23 protein-coding genes and 1 tRNA gene are annotated in these 17,985 nt (G+C 71.1%); 7 read left to right on the top strand and 17 right to left on the bottom strand.

Annotated elements, in window-relative coordinates; all coding sequences use genetic code 11:
* Positions 1-7 precede the first annotated feature (7 nt).
* Complete coding sequence (locus tag P3T35_RS22730) at positions 8-1,054, bottom strand: substrate-binding domain-containing protein (RefSeq protein WP_101381638.1); 1,047 nt, start codon at positions 1,052-1,054, stop codon at positions 8-10.
* 334 nt (positions 1,055-1,388) lie between these two features.
* On the opposite strand from P3T35_RS22730, the gene P3T35_RS22725 reads away from it, so the two are divergent.
* A tRNA-Leu gene (locus P3T35_RS22725) sits at positions 1,389-1,475 on the top strand.
* A 60-nt stretch (positions 1,476-1,535) separates the two neighbouring features.
* Here P3T35_RS22725 and rdgB read toward each other — a convergent pair.
* The 3 genes from rdgB to P3T35_RS22710 form a co-directional block, all read right to left on the bottom strand.
* Positions 1,536-2,147, bottom strand: coding sequence for an RdgB/HAM1 family non-canonical purine NTP pyrophosphatase (rdgB, locus tag P3T35_RS22720; RefSeq protein WP_101381637.1), 612 nt, complete (start codon positions 2,145-2,147; stop codon positions 1,536-1,538).
* An 82-nt stretch (positions 2,148-2,229) separates the two neighbouring features.
* On the bottom strand, positions 2,230-2,955 hold the full coding sequence (gene rph, locus P3T35_RS22715) for a ribonuclease PH (RefSeq protein WP_101381636.1): 726 nt from the start codon (positions 2,953-2,955) through the stop codon (positions 2,230-2,232).
* Between the two features lie 108 nt (positions 2,956-3,063).
* Entirely contained in the window at positions 3,064-3,297 is a 234-nt protein-coding gene (locus tag P3T35_RS22710; protein ID WP_101381635.1) for a PTS glucose/sucrose transporter subunit IIB, read from the bottom strand.
* A gap of 363 nt (positions 3,298-3,660) precedes the next feature.
* On the opposite strand from P3T35_RS22710, the gene P3T35_RS22705 reads away from it, so the two are divergent.
* Positions 3,661-4,905 carry a PTS transporter subunit EIIC gene (locus P3T35_RS22705; protein WP_101381634.1) on the top strand — a complete coding sequence of 415 codons (1,245 nt, stop codon included), beginning with the start codon at positions 3,661-3,663 and terminating at the stop codon, positions 4,903-4,905.
* Between the two features lie 224 nt (positions 4,906-5,129).
* The gene (locus P3T35_RS22700; protein WP_101381633.1) at positions 5,130-6,404 is read left to right on the top strand and encodes a PTS transporter subunit EIIC; all 1,275 of its coding nucleotides are present in this window, start codon (positions 5,130-5,132) and stop codon (positions 6,402-6,404) included.
* Positions 6,405-6,464: 60 nt separating this feature from the next.
* Here P3T35_RS22700 and P3T35_RS22695 read toward each other — a convergent pair whose 3' ends face one another.
* Positions 6,465-7,211 carry an MBL fold metallo-hydrolase gene (locus P3T35_RS22695; protein WP_101381632.1) on the bottom strand — a complete coding sequence of 249 codons (747 nt, stop codon included), beginning with the start codon at positions 7,209-7,211 and terminating at the stop codon, positions 6,465-6,467.
* Between the two features lie 214 nt (positions 7,212-7,425).
* On the bottom strand, positions 7,426-7,617 hold the full coding sequence (locus P3T35_RS22690; RefSeq protein ID WP_180356543.1) for a MerR family transcriptional regulator: 192 nt from the start codon (positions 7,615-7,617) through the stop codon (positions 7,426-7,428).
* 147 nt (positions 7,618-7,764) lie between these two features.
* Here P3T35_RS22690 and P3T35_RS22685 point away from each other — a divergent pair, with 147 nt between their 5' ends.
* Positions 7,765-8,244, top strand: a complete 480-nt coding sequence (locus P3T35_RS22685; protein WP_101381630.1) for a type II toxin-antitoxin system PemK/MazF family toxin — start codon at positions 7,765-7,767, stop codon at positions 8,242-8,244.
* Between the two features lie 16 nt (positions 8,245-8,260).
* Here the strand turns inward: P3T35_RS22685 and P3T35_RS22680 are convergent, their stop codons facing one another.
* From P3T35_RS22680 to clpS, 6 genes are all read right to left on the bottom strand, one after another.
* Positions 8,261-9,229 carry a cysteine synthase gene (locus tag P3T35_RS22680; protein WP_101381629.1) on the bottom strand — a complete coding sequence of 323 codons (969 nt, stop codon included), beginning with the start codon at positions 9,227-9,229 and terminating at the stop codon, positions 8,261-8,263.
* A gap of 11 nt (positions 9,230-9,240) precedes the next feature.
* On the bottom strand, positions 9,241-9,519 hold the full coding sequence (locus P3T35_RS22675; RefSeq protein WP_101381628.1) for a MoaD/ThiS family protein: 279 nt from the start codon (positions 9,517-9,519) through the stop codon (positions 9,241-9,243).
* Positions 9,520-9,628: 109 nt separating this feature from the next.
* The gene (locus P3T35_RS40440; protein ID WP_323809093.1) at positions 9,629-9,748 is read right to left on the bottom strand and encodes a putative leader peptide; all 120 of its coding nucleotides are present in this window, start codon (positions 9,746-9,748) and stop codon (positions 9,629-9,631) included.
* Between the two features lie 139 nt (positions 9,749-9,887).
* Positions 9,888-10,310 carry a M67 family metallopeptidase gene (locus P3T35_RS22670; RefSeq protein WP_101381627.1) on the bottom strand — a complete coding sequence of 141 codons (423 nt, stop codon included), beginning with the start codon at positions 10,308-10,310 and terminating at the stop codon, positions 9,888-9,890.
* Between the two features lie 88 nt (positions 10,311-10,398).
* Positions 10,399-10,977 (bottom strand): DUF2017 domain-containing protein, encoded by a 579-nt coding sequence (locus P3T35_RS22665; RefSeq protein WP_101381626.1) that lies wholly within the window; start codon positions 10,975-10,977, stop codon positions 10,399-10,401.
* A gap of 91 nt (positions 10,978-11,068) precedes the next feature.
* Positions 11,069-11,362 carry an ATP-dependent Clp protease adapter ClpS gene (gene clpS, locus P3T35_RS22660; RefSeq protein WP_035848862.1) on the bottom strand — a complete coding sequence of 98 codons (294 nt, stop codon included), beginning with the start codon at positions 11,360-11,362 and terminating at the stop codon, positions 11,069-11,071.
* 187 nt (positions 11,363-11,549) lie between these two features.
* Here clpS and P3T35_RS22655 point away from each other — a divergent pair, with 187 nt between their 5' ends.
* Positions 11,550-12,905, top strand: a complete 1,356-nt coding sequence (locus P3T35_RS22655; protein WP_101381625.1) for a nicotinate phosphoribosyltransferase — start codon at positions 11,550-11,552, stop codon at positions 12,903-12,905.
* A gap of 203 nt (positions 12,906-13,108) precedes the next feature.
* Positions 13,109-13,696, top strand: coding sequence for an isochorismatase family protein (locus P3T35_RS22650; RefSeq protein WP_101381624.1), 588 nt, complete (start codon positions 13,109-13,111; stop codon positions 13,694-13,696).
* Between the two features lie 105 nt (positions 13,697-13,801).
* Here the strand turns inward: P3T35_RS22650 and P3T35_RS22645 are convergent, their stop codons facing one another.
* On the bottom strand, positions 13,802-14,842 hold the full coding sequence (locus P3T35_RS22645) for a hypothetical protein (RefSeq protein WP_101381623.1): 1,041 nt from the start codon (positions 14,840-14,842) through the stop codon (positions 13,802-13,804).
* 247 nt (positions 14,843-15,089) lie between these two features.
* Between P3T35_RS22645 and P3T35_RS22640 the strand changes: the two genes are divergently transcribed.
* Positions 15,090-15,392, top strand: coding sequence for a hypothetical protein (locus tag P3T35_RS22640; protein ID WP_101381622.1), 303 nt, complete (start codon positions 15,090-15,092; stop codon positions 15,390-15,392).
* 93 nt (positions 15,393-15,485) lie between these two features.
* Here the strand turns inward: P3T35_RS22640 and P3T35_RS22635 are convergent, their stop codons facing one another.
* The 4 genes from P3T35_RS22635 to P3T35_RS22620 are packed head-to-tail and all read right to left on the bottom strand — an operon-like array spanning position 15,486 to position 17,957.
* Positions 15,486-15,923 (bottom strand): helix-turn-helix domain-containing protein, encoded by a 438-nt coding sequence (locus tag P3T35_RS22635; protein ID WP_348533430.1) that lies wholly within the window; start codon positions 15,921-15,923, stop codon positions 15,486-15,488.
* Complete coding sequence (locus P3T35_RS22630; RefSeq protein ID WP_101381621.1) at positions 15,904-16,287, bottom strand: glyoxalase; 384 nt, start codon at positions 16,285-16,287, stop codon at positions 15,904-15,906. The genes P3T35_RS22635 and P3T35_RS22630 overlap by 20 nt, the downstream gene beginning before the upstream one ends.
* Positions 16,288-16,320: 33 nt before the next feature.
* Positions 16,321-16,794, bottom strand: coding sequence for an HIT family protein (locus P3T35_RS22625; RefSeq protein WP_101381620.1), 474 nt, complete (start codon positions 16,792-16,794; stop codon positions 16,321-16,323).
* Positions 16,791-17,957 (bottom strand): S8 family serine peptidase, encoded by a 1,167-nt coding sequence (locus P3T35_RS22620; RefSeq protein ID WP_101381619.1) that lies wholly within the window; start codon positions 17,955-17,957, stop codon positions 16,791-16,793. Before P3T35_RS22620 ends, P3T35_RS22625 begins: the two co-directional genes overlap by 4 nt.
* Positions 17,958-17,985: the final 28 nt, after the last annotated feature.

Here is a 17,985-nt window from a genome sequence, read left to right as displayed (position 1 = left end):
AGCTCCCTCAGCTGCACTGGACGCCGGTCGACTGCCAGTTGGAGGCGTCGACCATAGTGGTCTTGGCGAACGCCTCCTGCGGGAAGTCCTTGCCGTTCCTGAGCTTGTCGTACATGGTCTGGACGGCGAGGGCGCCCACGTCGCCGCCGTTGATGTAGAGCGCGGCCTTCATGCCGGACGGCTTGCCGCTGCCCCAGTCCTTGCAGGCCAGGTAGGCGCCGAGGCCGACGCCGATCATGTTGTCGGCGCTGATGCCCGCGTTCTGCATGGCGGTGATGCCGCCCTGCACGTTCTCGTCGTTGCAGCCCCAGATCACCCAGTGCTTGACGCCCGGGTTGGCGGTGAGGGTCGCGGCCACCTTGTCCTGCGCGCCGGTCGGGGTGTTGTCGGTGGCGACGTCGATGTTCTGCACGCCGGGGACGGACTGCCCGAAGGCGTCCTTGGCGGCCTTCACCCGGTCGCCGCAGACCGTCACGTCCTGCTGCCAGGCGGAGATGGTGCGGGTGTCCGCCGCGCTCCAGCCGGCCTTCTTGAACTCCTCGGCGGCCCGCTCGCCGACCTGCTGGCCCATCTGCTGGCCGGAGAAGCCGATCCGCGGCACCAGGTCGGACTTGGCGCAGTTGGCCGGATTGGGGCCGGTGGTGCAGATCTGGTCGTCCGAGGTGAGCAGCGCGACCTTGTCGTCCTTGGCTATCTGCACCACCTGCGGGCCGACCGACGGGTCCGGCACCACGATGATCAGACCATTGCTCTTCTGCGCGATCGCCGCCTGGACGTCGCTGACGGTCTGGTTGGCGTCGCTGCCCAGGTTGACCACCTTCAGGTCCACCCCGAGCTCGGCGGCCTTCGCCTTGGCCCCGGCGGCCTCGCCGACGAAGTACTGCTGATCGCCCTGCTTCTGCAGGTACGTCATGCTGATCTTGCCGGCCACCTTGGCGGTGTCACCACCTGGGCCGCCGCTCTGCTGCCCGGTCGAGCAGGCCGCCAGCCCGAGCGAGACCAGCAGGCCGAACGCGGCCAACGCGGTGCGGGGACGGTTGTGCACAGTGGTCATGAGCTCGGGCTCCTAGCGGGAATGAGGACCACAATCCATCAGAACCGAACAGACTCACGTGAGATGGGGTCATGACACCGCCACCAGTCCCACCGGTCAAGAGCTTTCGCACAGATTCGCACAGGCCGCAACAGAATCGTTGTGCACGCGTCAAGCACCGACCACTCAACCGCCGCACCCGACCGGTCCAACGCCGCCCCCTGACGGGTCGTGAGCCCCTCACCCTTGAGGTCGACCACGTCGATGCCGAACTGCCCTGGCCCCACCTACTGCCGCCGTGAGAAGGCAGGTGCAGGCACTGCGGCCTGGCAAGTAGCATGATGCCTTGACAGGGGCGGCCTTGGCGTAATTGGCAGCCGCGCTGGGTTTAGGTCCCAGTGGGGGAAACCCCGTGAGGGTTCGAGTCCCTCAGGCCGCACCAGGCAGTATCCGAGAACCGAAGGCCGGGCCCCCAGGGCCCGGCCTTCGGCGTACAGCGGTCCTACCCCAGCAGCTCCCCCGCCACCTCCGCCAGTGCCCGGAACGCCTTGCCCCGGTGGCTGATCGCGTTCTTCTCATCCGGCGTCAGTTCCGCACAGGTGCGGGTCTCCCCCAGCGGCTGCAGGATCGGGTCGTAGCCGAAGCCGTGCCCGCCGGCCGGGGCGGTGCGCAGGGTGCCGAGGAGGCGGCCCTCGACGACGCGTTCGGTGCCGTCGGGGAGGGCGATGGCCGCGGCGCAGGCGAAGTGGGCGGCGCGGTGCTCGGGGGCGATGTCGGAGAGCTGGGCGAGCAGCAGGTCCAGGTTGGCCTGGTCGTCGCCGTGCTTGCCGGACCAGCGGGCGGAGAAGATGCCGGGTGCGCCGCCCAGCACGTCGACGCAGAGGCCGGAGTCGTCGGCGACGGCGGGCAGGCCGGTGGCGCGGGCCAGGGCGTGCGCCTTGAGGAGGGCGTTCTCGGCGAAGGTGACGCCGGTCTCGGCGACGTCCGGAACCTCGGGGTAGGCGTCGGCGCCGACGAGTTCGACGTTCAGGCCGGCGGCGCCGAGGATGGCGCGCAGTTCGGTGACCTTGTGCTGGTTGCGGGTGGCGAGGATCAGACGGCGGGGGGTGCTCATGGCTCCCCAGTATCCCGGACTGCCCGCGGGTGCGGGCGGTGGGCCGCACGGCCCGCCACCCGCCCGAGTCCCTGGGGGAGGGTCAGCCGGCCAGCACCTTGCGCTGGATGGCGTCCAGCTCGGCGCAGCCCTGGGCACCGAGGTCGATCAGCCGGTTGAGCAGGTCGCGGTCGAAGGGCTGCCCCTCGGCGGTGCCCTGGACCTCGACGAAGCGGCCGTCGGAGGTGCAGACGATGTTCATGTCGGTCTCGGCGCGGACGTCCTCCTCGTAGCGCAGGTCGAGCATCGGGACGCCGTCGATGATGCCGACGCTGACCGCGCTGACGCCGCCGGTGATGGGCTGGCCCTTGGCGCGCAGCAGCTTCTTCTCGCGGGCCCAGGCGACGGCGTCGACCAGGGCGACGTAGGCGCCGGTGATGGCGGCGGTGCGGGTGCCGCCGTCGGCCTGGAGCACGTCGCAGTCGAGCACGATGGTGTTCTCGGCGAGCGCCTTGTGGTCGACCACGGCGCGCAGCGAGCGGCCGATCAGGCGGCTGATCTCGTGGGTGCGGCCGCCGATCTTGCCGCGGACGGATTCGCGGTCGCCGCGGGTGTTGGTGGCGCGCGGCAGCATGGCGTACTCGGCGGTGACCCAGCCTTCGCCGCTGCCCTTGCGCCAGCGCGGAACGCCTTCGGTGACGCTGGCGGTGCAGAGCACCTTGGTGTCGCCGTAGGAGACCAGGACGGAGCCTTCGGCGTGCTTGCTCCAGCCGCGTTCGATGGTGATCGGGCGGAGCTGGTCGGGGGTGCGGCCGTCGATGCGTGACATAGTGCCTGAGCGTAGTCGCTTCGGACCCGGGTGGTCCGCCAGTGGGGCCGTACGCCGAGGGCCCGTCAGCGGTGGATGCTGACGGACCCTCGGCGAAGCGGTGCGGGACTACATCATGTCCTCGATGTCGGCGGCGATCGGGTCGGCGTCGGTGCCGATGACGACCTGGATCGCGGTGCCCATCTTGACGACGCCGTGGGCGCCGGCGGCCTTGAGGGCGGCCTCGTCGATGAGGGAGGGGTCCTTGACCTCGGTCCGCAGGCGGGTGATGCAGCCTTCGACCTCTTCGATGTTGTCGATACCGCCGAGACCGGCGACGATCTTCTCAGCCTTGGTGGCCATGGTCTTTCTCCCTCTGTCTCGGCGCTCCGGCGCTGATGCCGGGGCCGTCCTGCGGTGTGCCGTGCTGCGGGTGCCGGGAGGGGTGACGCGGACTCAGTTCGCCCGCGCCGCGTCTCCGGCGCGACCAGGATCGCCCGGTTCGGGTTGATCCGCCACGCTGGGCCTCGATCGGCCCAGTCCCGCGCGCGCCGGTCGGATCGTCCTCCCAGGATGACGGTGGGCGGGAGCCCGGGTCCTCCGGCGCTTTCGGCCGTACCACAACTGGTCTACACCAATGTGGTCGCACTTCCCAAAACGCGCGGGCCGGCGCCGGGGTTCCCACCGTCCGTTCGCACCCGGACCGGCCACCGCGGAGGGACGACGATGAGTTCAGCGAGCGCCGCGCCGCCGCGGAAACCGTGGTGGCAGACCTTCTACGGCGGCCTGCAGAAGATGGGCCGCTCCCTGCAACTGCCGGTCGCGGTGCTCCCCGCGGCCGGCATTCTCAATCGGCTGGGCCAGCCGGACCTGTTCGGCCCGCACGGCAGGATCGCCGACTGGCCGAACGTCGCCAAGGTGCTCGCGGCAGCGGGCGGCGTGCTGCTGGACCCGGTGCTCGGACTGCCGCTGCTGTTCTGCGTCGGAGTGTCGATCGGGATGGCCAAGAAGGCGGACGGGTCGACCGCGCTGGCCGCCGTGGTCGGGTTCCTCGTCTACTACAACATCCTCCGCCAGTTCCCGGTGACGCCGCCGACCAACCCGCCGACCTACCAGAACCCCGGGGTGTTCGGCGGCATCCTGCTGGGTCTGCTGACGGCCCGGCTCTGGGCGCGCTTCCACCGCACCAAACTGCCCGACTGGCTGGGCTTCTTCAACGGACGCCGGCTGGTGCCGATGATCACGGCACTGGTCGGCATCGCCCTCGCGGTGCTCGCCCTGTGGATCTGGCCGCCGATCGGGCGCGGCCTGGTGCACTTCAGCGACTGGCTCGCCGGGCTGGGCTCGCTCGGGTCGGCGATCTTCGGCGTGGCCAACCGCGCGCTGCTGGTGATCGGCATGCACCAGTTCCTGAACACCTTCGTGTGGTTCCAGTACGGCACCTACACGGACGCCCAGGGGAACGTCTGGACCGGTGACATCCCGCGCTTCCTGCACGGCGACCCGACGGCGGGGCAGTTCACCTCGGGCTTCTTCCCGATCATGATGTTCGCGCTGCCGGCCGCCGCGCTGGCGATCGTGCACAGCGCCAAACCGCACCGGCGCAAGGAGATCTACGGCCTGATGTTCTCGGTCGCGCTGACCAGCCTCGTGACCGGGGTCACCGAGCCGATCGAGTACTCCTTCCTCTTCGTGGCCCCGCTGCTCTATGTGGCACACGCGCTGCTGACCGGCGCCTCGATGGGCATCACCTGGGCACTGGGCGTGCACGACGGTTTCAGTTTCTCGGCGGGCCTGATCGACTATCTGATCAACTGGAGCCTGGCCACCAAACCTTGGCTGATCATCCCGATCGGACTCTGTTTCGCGGTGGTCTACTACGCGCTCTTCCGACTGATGATCCGCACGTTCAATCTGGAGACGCCGGGCCGCGAACCGGAGGAGGAAGTGGAGGACCTCACCAAGGCCTGAACCGCCGACTGAACCGGCCGTAATTACGCCGGGTAATGGTGATCATTAATCCTCAACAAGGTTTCGATTTCATAGCACTTCCGACCTGCGGGCCTATCGGCCCTTCCAGCCCCTCTCGCGGCATGCTACAAAACTGGTCTACACCACTAGTGGTGTAGACCAGTTCGCGTACTGGTCCCGGACCGCACCCCGCCCGGTACGCCATGCCGTGAGGAACCACCCGCATGAGTACGACAGCGCAGGCAAAGTCGCCCGCCGCTCCGTCCCCCGCCAGGAAGTTCGGCCAGAGCCTGCTGCAGGGCCTGCAGAAGATGGGCCGCAGCCTCCAGCTGCCGATCGCCGTGCTGCCGGCCGCCGGCCTGCTGCTGCGCCTCGGCCAGGACGACGTCTTCGGCAAGGACGGCCTCGGCTGGGACAAGGTCGCCGCCGTGTTCAACGCGGCCGGTGGCTCCATCCTCGACACCAAGTTCGGCCTGCCGCTGCTCTTCGCCATCGGTATCGCCATCGGCTTCGCCAAGAAGGCCGACGGTTCCACGGCGCTGGCCGCCGTGGTCGGTTTCCTGACCTACAGCAAGGTCCTGACGGCCTTCCCGATCACCGACGGCCACATCGCCGACGGCAAGTGGGTCGAGCCGACCTACCAGAACCCCGGTGTGCTCGGCGGCATCGTCATCGGCCTGCTCAGCGCGGTGCTCTGGCAGCGGTTCCACCGCACCAAGCTGGTCGACTGGCTCGGCTTCTTCAACGGACGCCGGCTGGTCCCGATCATCATGGCCTTCGTCGGCACCATCGTGGGTGTGCTGTTCGCCCGGTTCTGGGGCCCGGTCGGCGATGCGATCGGTCACCTGAACAACACCCTGATCAGTGCCGGCGCGCTCGGCGCGGGTGCCTTCGGCCTGGTCAACCGCGCGCTGCTGCCGGTCGGCATGCACCAGTTCGTCAACTCCTACGCCTGGTTCCAGGCCGGTGACTTCACCAAGCCGGACGGCACCGTGGTGCACGGCGACCTGACCCGCTACATGTTCGGCGACCCGCACGCGGGCCAGTTCATGTCCGGCTTCTTCCCGATCATGATGTTCGCGCTGCCCGCCGCCGCGCTGGCCATCGCGCACTGCGCCCGCCCGGAGCGCCGCAAGGCCGTGATGGGCATGATGATGTCGCTCGCGCTGACCTCCTTCGTCACCGGTGTGACCGAGCCGATCGAGTTCGCCTTCGTCTTCATCGCCCCCGCGCTGTACGTGGTCCACGTGATCCTGACCGCGGTCTCGATGGCCGTGACCTGGGCGCTGGGCGTGCACCTCGGCTTCACCTTCTCGGCCGGCCTGATCGACCTGCTGCTCGGCTGGAGCCACGGCCGCAACCAGTGGCTGGTCATCCCGATCGGCCTGGTCTTCGCCGCGATCTACTACTTCGTGTTCCGCTTCGTGATCACCAAGTTCAACCTGCCGACCCCGGGCCGCGAGCCCGATGACGAGATCGAGGACCTCACCAAGGCCTGAGCCGGTACCGCCGGAGGGGCCCGCTCGGCAGCGCCGGACGGACCCCTCCGGCGTGGGTGCTCAGACCTCGTACACCGCTCCCGCCTTGGCCAGCTCCACCGGGCCGGCGAAGGCGGCCTCGGCGTCCCGCAGGTTGCGCTGCGGGTCGGTCCACGGCGGGATGTGGGTCAGCACCAGGCGGCGGGCCCGGGCGGCGGCGGCGTGCTCCCCGGCCTCCCGGCCGTTGAGGTGGATCGCCCGGTAGGTCTCCTTGCCGTCGGTGTAGGCGGCCTCGCAGAGGAAGAGGTCGCAGTCGCGGGCCAGCTCGACCAGTTCGGGGCTCTCCCCGGTGTCCCCGGAGTAGACCAGCGAGCGGCCGTCGTGCTCGACCCGGAAGGCGAAGGTCTCCACCGGGTGGTTGACCCGGGCGACGGTGACGGTCAGCGGGCCGATCTCGATGGTGCCGGGGCGCAGCGTGCGGAAGTCGAAGACCTCGGTCATGCCGGGGGCCTCGGGCATGTCGTAGGCGCGGGCCATCCGGCCCGGGGTGTCGGCGGGGCCGTAGACCGGCAGCGGGGCCGGCACGCCCTCCAGGCGGTAGTTGCGGGCCACCCAGTAGCCGCACAGGTCGATGCAGTGGTCGGCGTGCAGGTGGCTGAGGGCGATCGCGTCGACGTCGTAGAGGCCGATGTGGCTCTGCAGGGCGCCGAGCGCACCGTTGCCGAGGTCCAGGACCAGCCGGAAGCCGTCGGCCTCGACCAGGTAGCTGGAGCAGGCGGATTCGGGGGACGGGAAGCTCCCGGAGCACCCCACCACAGTCAGTTTCATCCCGAGCCCCTCCGCCGGATCCAGGTCCCGCGCACGCTGGTTACCGCCGGGTCACACCGGTGGGTAGCGGCAGCGGTCGCCTGTCGAGGGTAAGGGCGGAGCGGCACTTTGCCCCCGTCTCCGTGCCGGGCTGTGGCTGGAATCACCAGAACGGGGCGGCGCGCGGATCCCGTGGCGCGCCAACGCCTTCGGGCGGCCCGGTGCGGTCGGCGGGTCAGCGGTGGCCGGGGCGGCGGCGGGCCCAGGCCTTGATGGTGGCGGGGTACCAGCGGGGGTGGCCGCCGTCGTCGACGAAGTCGGGCTCCGGGAGCAGGCCGTGCCGGCGGTAGCTGCGCACGGTGTCGATCTGGACGCCGATGTGGTGGGCGATCTCCGGGTAGGACCACGCTTCCCGCACGCCAGTCACCTCCAGGGGTTGCGACGGCTGTGCCGAGGCCAGTCAATCCGCTCCGGGTGGGCGGCACGGGGTGCGGCGGGCGCCGTGGCGGTTCCGTGACGAACCGGCAGCATGGGGCGGATATCTGCCCAACTGTCACACCGGTACGGTCATCGCATGAACCTCGCGCAGCACGCCACTGCCTCGACCTACCCCCTGCTCGGTCTTGCCGCCCTGGTGCTGCTCGTCCTGACGGTGCTGCTCGGTCGCCGCTCGCGCGGTTCCGGATCGAGCACCGCCCCCGCCCGCACCCCCGCACCGCGCCGGCCGGTCGCGGCGGCGGGCACTCCGGCGCCGCGCGAGATCTGGTGGGCCGAGGTGCCCTTCGAAGACGGGCCGGGTCACAAGGACCGCCCCTGCCTGGTGCTTTCGGTGCACGGGCGCTCCGCGACCGTGGTCAAGATCACCAGCAAGCACCACCAGCGCCCCGGGGTGCTGGCGCTGCCGCCGGGGTCGGTGGGCGACCGGGAGGGCCGGGCCAGCTGGCTGGAGACCGACGAGCTGCGCGAGGTGGCGCTGACCGCCTTCCGCCGCCGGGTCGGACTGGTGGACGCACCGACCTGGGCCCGTACCGAGCGTGCGGTACGGGCCCGTTGAGCGATCTGGCGGCGCGTCAGGCCCAGAGCTGGCCCTTCAGCGCCTCGACGGCCTCGTCGGTGGTCGCGGCGGTGTAGATGCCGGTGGACAGGTACTTCCAGCCGCCGTCCGGCACCACGAAGACGATGTCGGCCCGCTCGCCCGCCGCGGCGGCCTTGCGGGCGACCCCGAGCGCCGCGTGCAGGATCGCGCCGGTCGAGACACCCGCGAAGATGCCTTCCTCGGCGAGGAGTTGACGGGTGCGCCGGACCGAGTCCTCGGAGCCGACGCTGAACCGGCTGGTCAGCACCTCGGCGTCGTAGAGCTCGGGGACGAAGCCCTCGTCGAGGTTGCGCAGCCCGTAGACCAGGTCGTCGTAGCGCGGCTCGGCGGCCACGATCTGCACGCCCGGCACCTTCTCGCGCAGGTACCGGCCGACGCCCATCAGGGTGCCGGTGGTGCCCAGGCCGGCCACGAAGTGCGTCACGGTCGGCAGGTCGGCCAGGATCTCCGGGCCGGTGGTGGCGTAGTGCGCGCCGGAGTTGTCCGGGTTGCCGTACTGGTAGAGCATCACCCAGTCCGGATGCTCGGCGGCCAGCTCCTTGGCCACCCGCACGGCGGTGTTGGAGCCGCCGGCGGCCGGTGAGGGGATGATCTCGGCGCCCCACATCCGGAGCAGCTCGCGCCGCTCCTCGCTGGTGTTCTCCGGCATCACGCAGACCATCCGGTAGCCCTTGAGCTTGGCCGCCATGGCGAGCGAGATGCCGGTGTTGCCGCTGGTGGGTTCGAGCACGGTGCAGCCGGGGGTGAGCCGGCCGGCCGCCTCGGCCCGCTCGATCATGTGCAGGGCCGGGCGGTCCTTGATCGAGCCGGTCGGGTTGCGGTCCTCCAGCTTGGCCCAGAGCGTCACCAGGCCCGCGTCGTTGCCCGGCACGGCCGCGGAGAGCCGGGGCAGCCGGACCAGCGGCGTGTTGCCGACGGCTGCCAGCGGGCTGTCGTAGCGCATGAGCCGGCGCCTTACTTCGCGCCGCCGGCCACGGCGGGGAGGATGGTGACGCTGTCGCCGTCGGTCAGGCCGGTGGCGAGGCCCTGCAGGAAGCGGACGTCCTCGTCGTTCAGGTAGACGTTGACGAAGCGGCGCAGCTCACCGTTGTCCAGCAGGCGGGCGGCGATGCCCGGGTGGCGGACATCGAGGTCGGCGATGAGCTCTCCGAGATTGCTGCCGGTGCCGTCGACGGCCTTGGCGTCGTTGGTGTAGCTGCGGAGGATGGTCGGGATGCGGACCTCGATGGCCATGGCTGTGCTCCTGGGCAGGTGGTGGTGGGGGCCGCAGGGGCGCGGCGGGTTCGGGCGGAAGGCGGGGCGTGCGGCCGCGCGCACCCGGCTCGGGCCGGGCGGCGCGCCCTCAGGTGTCGCAGCGGGAGGCATCCGGACAGATCGCCGCGGCGTGCCGGCACAGGTCGATGTGCAGGCGCGCCACGAGGCGGATGCCCGGGGCCTGAGTACTCACATCGACGGAACGCATGCGGGCATCGTATAGATTCCCGGCCGGGTTCCTCCATGCCCGTCTCGCTGCTCGGATGATTTCCTCCCGAGTGCTGAGATCCGCTGGGAGCGCCCGGGCGGCCGGCGGGTCGGCCGGCCCGGACCGCCGGCCCTGCCGGTCAGGCGTCGACCACCTGGACGTCCTCCTCGGTGATCACACCGTCCACGATGCGGAACGAGCGGAACTGGAACGGGTCGCCGGCCCCGGTGCCCTCGGCGGTCGAGACCAGCACGTAGTGGGCGTTCGGCTCGGAGGCGTAGCTGACGTCGGTGCGCGAGGGGTAGGCCTCGGTCGCGGTGTGCGAGTGGTAGACGACCACCGGATCCTCGTCCCGGTCGTCCATCTCGCGGTAGAGCTTGAGCAGGTCGGCCGAGTCGAACTCGTAGAAGGTGGGCGAGCGGGCCGCGTTCAGCATCGGGATGAACCGCTCCGGGCGGTCGCTGCCGGCCGGTCCGGCGACGACCCCGCAGGCCTCGTCCGGGTGGTCGGCGCGGGCGTGGGCGACGATCGCGTCGTGCAGCTCTCGGGTGATGGTCAGCATGCGGCCAGGATAGGGGCAGCCCCGGCCGGCCCGTCGGCGCCTCCGACTGCCGGACGGCGGCGCCAACTCGCGGGCGCGACGGCCCCGATCAGCCGGTCATCGCCTCCAGCAGCGACTCCTGCATCGCCCCGAGCCACAGGTAGGCCATCACCAGCGGCTTGCGCTCGTCGCTGTCCGGCAGCTGGTACAGGCCCTCCTCGTCGTCCTCGGTGACCTCCAGCCGGATGCCGATGGTCAGGCGCAGGTCGTTGAGCGCGCCGAGCCAGCGCCGGCACTCCTCGCCGGTGGGGCTCAGCACCCCGCCGTCGCCGCCGAGGGTGTCCAGCGAGCGGACCACGAACAGCGCGTCCTCCCGCTTGCGGGCCCGCAGGTCCAGCTCGGTGTAGCGGCGGAACTCGCCGGCCAGCGCCCGGGTCTGCGGGTCGGCCGCCTCGGCGGGGTCGCCGTAGGCGTCGGGGAAGAGCCGGGCCAGCGCCGGGTCGCTGGGTGCCTCGGTCGGGCCCTCGGCGAACAGGGCGGCCAGCGGGTCGGCGCCCGGATCGCCGCCCGGGCCGGGCCCGATCAGCTCCAGCATCTGCACCTCCAGCGAGCGGAGGATGTCGGCCTCCACCTGGTCGAGCGCGATCGCCGCGCCCCCGTCTCGGGTCCGCTCGAACAACCCAGCCATCAGTGCAACTACCGTCCCACGCTTGTGATTGATTGGAGTGCGATTGTGTGGAGTGCGATTTCCTCGAGTGACCAGTGGAGCTGACTGATCGTCAGTCATGTTGCAGGGTGGCCCACAGGCCGTAGCCGTGCATGGCCTGGACATCCCGCTCCATCTCCTCGCGGGTGCCGCTGGAGACCACCGCGCGCCCGCGGGTGTGGACGTCCATCATGAGCTTGCGGGCCTTCTCCTTCGGGTAGCCGAAGTAGGCCTGGAATACGTAGAGGACATAGCTCATCAGATTGACCGGATCGTTGTGGACGATCGTCACCCACGGCGTGTCCGGCTCCGCCACCGGGAGGCTCTCGGCCTCGGGGCGTTCGATCTCGGCCGGCGCGACACTCACGGCGGGCTCTCCTCACGGGACGGGTCACGGGCTCTGCGTCTGGCACTGCCGGGCACCCCTCCCCGACTCGGCAGAGGCCCCCTCTGACCTCCCATGCTGCCATCCGAGGGAGCGCGGAGCGATTCCGACCCGGCAGTTGGGCGCACAAATCGTCAAACTGACGCTAAGTGGTAGTAGCATCATCCCCATGGACGCCCAGGCATTCGCGGCGGCACCGACCGCCCTGCCCACCTCGCCGGCAGCCGACTCGACCGCGCTGCTCACCGACCGCTACGAGCTCACCATGCTGCAGGCCGCGCTGCGCAGCGGTGCGGCGCACCGCCGCTCGGTCTTCGAGGTCTTCACCCGGCGGTTGCCGGACGGTCGCCGCTACGGCGTGCTGGCCGGGGTCGGCCGGGTCCTCGACGCGGTGCAGAACTTCCGGTTCGGCACCGCCCAGCTGGACTGGCTGGCCGACCAGCGGGTGGTGGACGAGCCGACCCTGCGCTGGCTGGCCGACTACCGCTTCACGGGTGACATCCACGGCTACCCGGAGGGCGAGGTCTACTTCCCCGGCTCCCCGCTGCTGACCGTCGAGGGCAGCTTCGCGGAGTCCGTGATCCTGGAGACGGTGATCCTCTCCATCCTCAACTTCGACTCGGCGGTGGCCGCCGCCGCGTCCCGGATGACGGCCGCCGCAGGGGAGCGGCCGTGCATCGAGATGGGCGCCCGGCGGGCCCACGAACGGGCCGCGGTCGCCGCCGCCCGGGCGGCCTACGTCGCCGGCTTCGCCGCCACCTCCGACCTGGAGGCCGGCTACACCCACGGCATCCCGACCACCGGCACCGCCGCCCACGCCTTCACCCTGCTGCACGACAGCGAGAAGGACGCGTTCACCGCCCAGATCGCCTCGATGGGCACCGGCACCACCCTGCTGGTCGACACCTATGACCTGGCCGAGGCGGTGCGCACCGCCGTCGAGGTGGCCGGGCCCGAGCTCGGCGCGGTCCGGATCGACTCCGGCGACCTGACCATGCTGGCCCACCGGGTCCGCCGCCAGCTCGACGAGCTCGGCGCCCAGCAGACCCGCATCATCGTCACCTCCGACCTGGACGAGTACGCCATCGCCGCACTCGCCGCCGCGCCGGTCGACGGCTACGGGGTCGGCACCAGCCTGGTCACCGGCAGCGGCCAGCCGACCTGCGCGATGGTCTACAAGCTGGTCGCCCGGGCCGCCTCCACCGATCCCGGCGCCCCGCTGGTGCCGGTGGCCAAGCGCTCGGCCGGCGCCAAGACCAGCATCGGCGGCCGCAAGTGGGCGGCCCGCCGCCCGGACGCCGACGGAGTGGCCGAGGCCGAGGTGGTCGGCACCGGCGAGCTGCCCGCCGAGCTCGCCGAGCACACCCTGCAGGTGCCGCTGGTGCGGGCCGGCGAGGTGGTCGGCCGGGAGCCGCTGTCCGCCGCCCGGGAACGCCACCTGCGCTCGCGGGGCGCCCTGCCGATGTCGGCCACCCAGCTCTCCCGCGGCGAGCCGGTGATCGCCACGGAGCTGCTGCTGCACTGACCGGGGGCGGGCGGGACGCCGCTTTCGTGCTCCAGCGGGGCGGTTGCTTCAGCGAGGCGCATCCTTCGGCGGGGAACGTCCTTCAGTGAGGCGCATCCTTCGGCGGGGCGCCCCTTCCACCCTCCACTGGCACTCCCTAGAGTGGCCACACTCCCGAGCGGCCACCCCGCTCGCCACCCGACCCTCAGCAAGGATCCAACACCATGTCCCGGGCCCTGATCGTCATCGATGTGCAGAACGACTTCTGCGAGGGCGGCAGCCTGCCCGTGGCCGGCGGGGCCGAGGTGGCGGCCGCGATCACCGAGCTGATCGCCACCGAGCGTGGCGCCTACGACCACATCGTGGCCACCCGGGACAACCACCTCGACCCGGGCGACCACTTCTCCGCCGAGCCCGACTACGTCGACAGCTGGCCGCCGCACTGCGTGGCCGGCACCGAGGGGGTCGGCTTCCACCCCAGCTTCGCGCCCTCCGTCACCTCGGGCGCGATCGAGGCGGTCTTCTCCAAGGGCGCCCATGCCGCGGCCTACAGCGGCTTCGAGGGCTTCGACGAGAACGGCAGCACGCTCGCCGACTGGCTGCGCGAGCATGCGGTGGACGAGCTGGACCTGGTCGGCATCGCCACCGACCACTGCGTGCGGGCGACCGCGCTGGACGCGGTGCGGGAGGGGTTCGCCACCCGGGTGCTGCTGGACCTCACGGCGGGTGTGGCACCGGAGACCACGGCGAAGGCGCTGGAGCAACTGCGGGCGGCGGGCGTGGTGCTGAGCGGCGAACCGGTGCTGGGCTGAGCGGTGAGCGACTGCTGGGCCAAGCGGGGAGCGGCAAGCGGCTGCTGGGCCAAGCGGGGAGCCGGCGCTGGGCCGAGCCTTCTCGGAGTCTTCGCCAGGGCTGGGTCAGCCCTCGGTGATCTGCAGTTCCACCAAGTCGGTGCCGCCGGTCAACAGGGCCTGCCGCAGTTCATCGGCCACCGCGGCCGGCTCGTCCGCCACCTGGTTCGCGGTCAGGTGCAGCACCCGCACCCCGAGGTACGTCATCCGGTGCTGCCCGGCCCGCACCCAGGCGGTCTCGCCGTCGCTCAGGCAGCGCAGCGCCGAGTCCACCTCGACCGCCACGCCCTCCTGCGGCCAGTAGAGGTCGGGCACCGCGACGAAGGTGCCGCCGCGCATCCGCAGCTCGGGCCCGGTCAGCGGGTCCGGCAGCAGCTCGGCGGCGGCCAGCTCCAGCACCCCGCCGAGCGTCGACTGCCGTTCGGCGGCCAGCAGTTCGTCCACCGCGGCGCGGATCCGCGGCTGCGCCAGCAGGTCCGCCTCGCGCAGCTCCGCGAGCAGCTCGGCCGGCGGGCAGGCCCGGGGACCGTCCGCCCAGCCGTCGGCCACCGCCTCGCGCAGCACGGTCCGCAGCACCTGGGGCCCGAGCAGCCCCGCCTCCAGCACCCCGCTGTCGGTCCACTCGCGCAGCGCGTCCGCCACCGCCCGCGGCACCGGGGCGCAGGCCAGCCCGTGCACCTCGCGGGCCTCCAACTCCCGGGCGGTGCGCCGGATCCGCACCTCCCCCACGTCCCGCAGCCGGCGCTGCCGGGGCACCAGCACCTGCACCCCGGTGACGGCCGGCAGCCGCGGCACCCCGCTGAAGCCGTAGAGCGCCAGCGCGGCCGCGCCGGTGATCACCGCGCCGGTGCCGCTGCCCTCCTCGCGCCCGTTCTGGGCCGCGTAGAGCAGCGCGGCCCACATCCGCTGTTCGGGCGTCGGCTCGCCGGGCTGCAGCAGGTAGACCCGGGGCAGCAGACGCTGCCAGGGGCCGCCACGCCGGCAGTGCTCACTGACCACCCGGGACGGAACTCCCCGGGCCCGCAACTGACTTGCCGTGATCACGTTCTGCTGGCGGCGGGACAGCTCTTCGAGGGACAGGGCGGTGGGCGGCATCTGGAAGCTCATGCGACAACCCTCCCCCGTCACCCGGGCGCCGGAGTCGTGCACTGACGCACCGTTACGGAACCGTCGTCAAACCGGGACAGCTCCGCACTAAAGTCGCCATACCCTCACTCATTCGGAGCAATTGGACGCGATTTGCTTGCGTGCAGTACCCAAGTTATGTATTCCCCAATCGCCATGTGACCCGGACCACTCACGCGGAATCCTCCCTCCCCGCGAGCAACCCGAGCCCATTGCCTACCATCGGGACATGCCATATGACGAAACATCAGGTCTGAGCGCGGCGCAGCTGCGCCTGGGCCGGCTGCCCGGTTACGTCCGGCGGCCCGACCCCGCCCGCCGGGCCGGCGAACGGGGGTCGACGTACAAGAAGGGCTGGGAGGTCCGCTTCACGGCCCGCAGCGAGGCGGAGATAGCAGAGATCCGCGAACTGCTCGTCGCGGCCGGGTTCGCCCCGGCTCGGCCGTTCTTCAAGGGCCAGCAACTGATCCAGCCGGTGTACGGCATGGCAGTGGTGCGGACCTACCTGGAGGCCCGCGAACTGGTCGCCTGACCGGTCGCGGAGCCACCGGGCAACGGGGGTAACGGGGGTAACGGGGGCTTCTCTCCACGGCCGGCTCGCCACGTTCGACGCCGGCCCCGACGCCTACTTCGACGGTGCCGGATGCGCCTCGCGGGCCGCCAGCAGCCGGCCCAGGTTCTCCCTGGCCCAGCCGCAGACCGCGTCCATCGGGCCGAACAGCGAGTGGCCCAACGTCGTCAACTCGTACTCCACGCGGGGCGGGTGCTCCTGGAACTCGGTCCGGGTCAGCAGCCCGTCCCGCTCCAGCGAGCGCAGCGTCTCGGTCAGCACCTTGGGCGTGACCCAGTGCAGCGGCACCCGCAACTCCGAGAACCGCCGAGGCCCCGGCTCCAGGCAACGCAGCACCAACCAGGCCCACTTCTCGCTGAACCTGATCGGCACCGGATTCGGCAGGCAGTCCGGATCGAACAGATCACGCGGCAGCGGCTCCGGCGGGGCCGGGGCGAAGGTGTTCCCAGTCATCGTCGCGGGCAGGTCGTTCTCAAGCCCGGTGGGGCTCAAGGAACTCCAGGCGGTTGCCCAGCTTGTCGAAGGCGTAGAAGCGGTCGTGCCCCGGGAACTCACCGTCCCACTGCACCGGGTGGCCATGGGCCTCAAGCCGCTCGGCCAGCGCCCGCAGGCCGTTCACCAGGATGCCCGGGTGCGCCTTGCGGGCGGGGGCGAAATCCTGCTCCACGCCGAGGTGCACCTCCAGGCCGCCGCCGCGGAACCAGCAGCCGCCGCGGGCTGCCAGCACCGGCGGCTTCGCCAGCTCGGTCATCCCCATCACGTCACCCCAGAACTCCCGGCAGAGCGGCTCGGCCCCCGGCGGAATAGCGAGCTGGACGTGGTGCAAGCCGGCGAAGAAGTCAGTGGAATCGGACATGCCCACGACCCTAGTCCCGCACCTGGCGCCTTGTCAGGAGCCAAATCGATCTTGAGACGATGCCGACCGCCCGAGCCGGGCGCCCAGGCGCAGCGCGAACTCGTCCCGCTCCCGCTCCGACGGACCGGCCTCATCGCCGAGCAGCCCGAAGACCCTCGGCCCGCGCAGCTCCTGCGCCAACTCCGGCGGCCGGGTCACCAGATGAAAATGCACATGCCCGAACCCGGGCGCCTCGGCGAACTGGGCCACGTAGACCTTCCGGCAACCGGTCTCCGCGGTCAGCGCCCGCGACAGCCGCACCTGCCAGCGGCCCAGCGCCGCCGCCTCGTCGTCGTTCAGCTCGGCGATGCTCAGCACATGCCGTCGGGGCAGCAGCACCAGCCAGCCCAGCAACCCCGCCCCGAACGCGTGCGCCACCCGCCAGTGCTCATCCACCGCCACCCGCTCACGCGGCGGCAACTCGTCGAGCACCGCCGTCCGGGCGCAGCTGTAGCACTCCCGCGTCACGCCGTGACCCGCCGCACCAGCACGACGATCCCGCCCACCACCAGCAACAGGACTACCCCACCCGCGACATACAGCCACACCGACACCCCGCCACCACCACCCGCCGCCGCCTGCGGCACCGGCGCGGGCGACGCCGAATCGGGCGCGCCCTGCGACTCCACCCGGTTCAGCAACGGATTGTCCTTCGGCCCGCCGTCCACTGCGGGGTTCGCCGCCAGCGCCTTCGACGGGGACGCGATCCCGTAGCCGTAGCGGTCATTGGGCACCGCACTGCCGTCAGGCGGCGCGACAGCAGTAGTGATCAGCCGGCGGATCACCTGGCCTGCGGTGAGGTCGGGGTACTTGGAACGCACCAGGGCGGCGATGGCGGAGACGTAGGCGGTGGCGTCGGAGGTGCCGTCGGCGAAGCGGTAGTCGGTCGGGGAGGCGTTGCCCGCGCTGTAGATGCCGACACCGGGGGCGACCAGGGTGGTCTCGGGGCCGTGGTTGGACTTCGCCCAGACGTTGCCATGCTGGTCGACCGCACCGACGGCGACGACTCCGGGGAAGGCGGCGGGGTAGGAGACGTCGGAGGCGAGGTTGCCAGTGGCTGCCACCAACACCACATCGTGAGACAGCGCGTACTGCACTGCTTCTCGTGCTGAGGGATCGGTCCGAAGCCCCCCGCCGAAGGACATATTGACGACCTTTGCGCCCTTATCCACCGCAAAGCGAAGAGCCTGATCGAACTTCAGATCCGGCCCTCCCGAGATGTCGTCAACCTCATGAATTCCGATCCGGACTGGCAGGATCTTGGCTTTGGGAGCCAGACCCATTACTCCAGCCTGATCTCCATGTCCATGACCAGCAATGATGCTCGCCATGGCAGTGCCATGGCCGATGCTGTCCGTCCGGCCGTCCGTCTCGGCCCCGGTTAGGTCGGTACCCGGCAGCACCTGGCCCGTCAGGTCCTGGTGGTTGGCAGCAACACCGCTATCCAGGACCGCAACCGTGACACCATCGCCCTGGCTGATCGGCCACACCTTGTTCGGGGCGTCATAGACCTTCAGTGCCCACTGCTGGTCCCGAATGTTGTCCGCCACGGCAGGCCCGGCCGCCAAGCCCCACACCAGGGCCCCAGCCGCCAGAGCAGCCATTCCCCGCATCGACCGCCTGCCGGTCATGACCGCTCCCCCATCTCGTCGACGTCAG

This window comes from Kitasatospora sp. GP30, from assembly GCF_029892145.1.
Taxonomy (GTDB): Bacteria; Actinomycetota; Actinomycetes; order Streptomycetales; family Streptomycetaceae; genus Kitasatospora; species Kitasatospora acidiphila.
The sequence above is the reverse complement of the archived record's forward strand: the minus strand, read 5'-3'. Positions and strand labels throughout refer to the sequence as shown.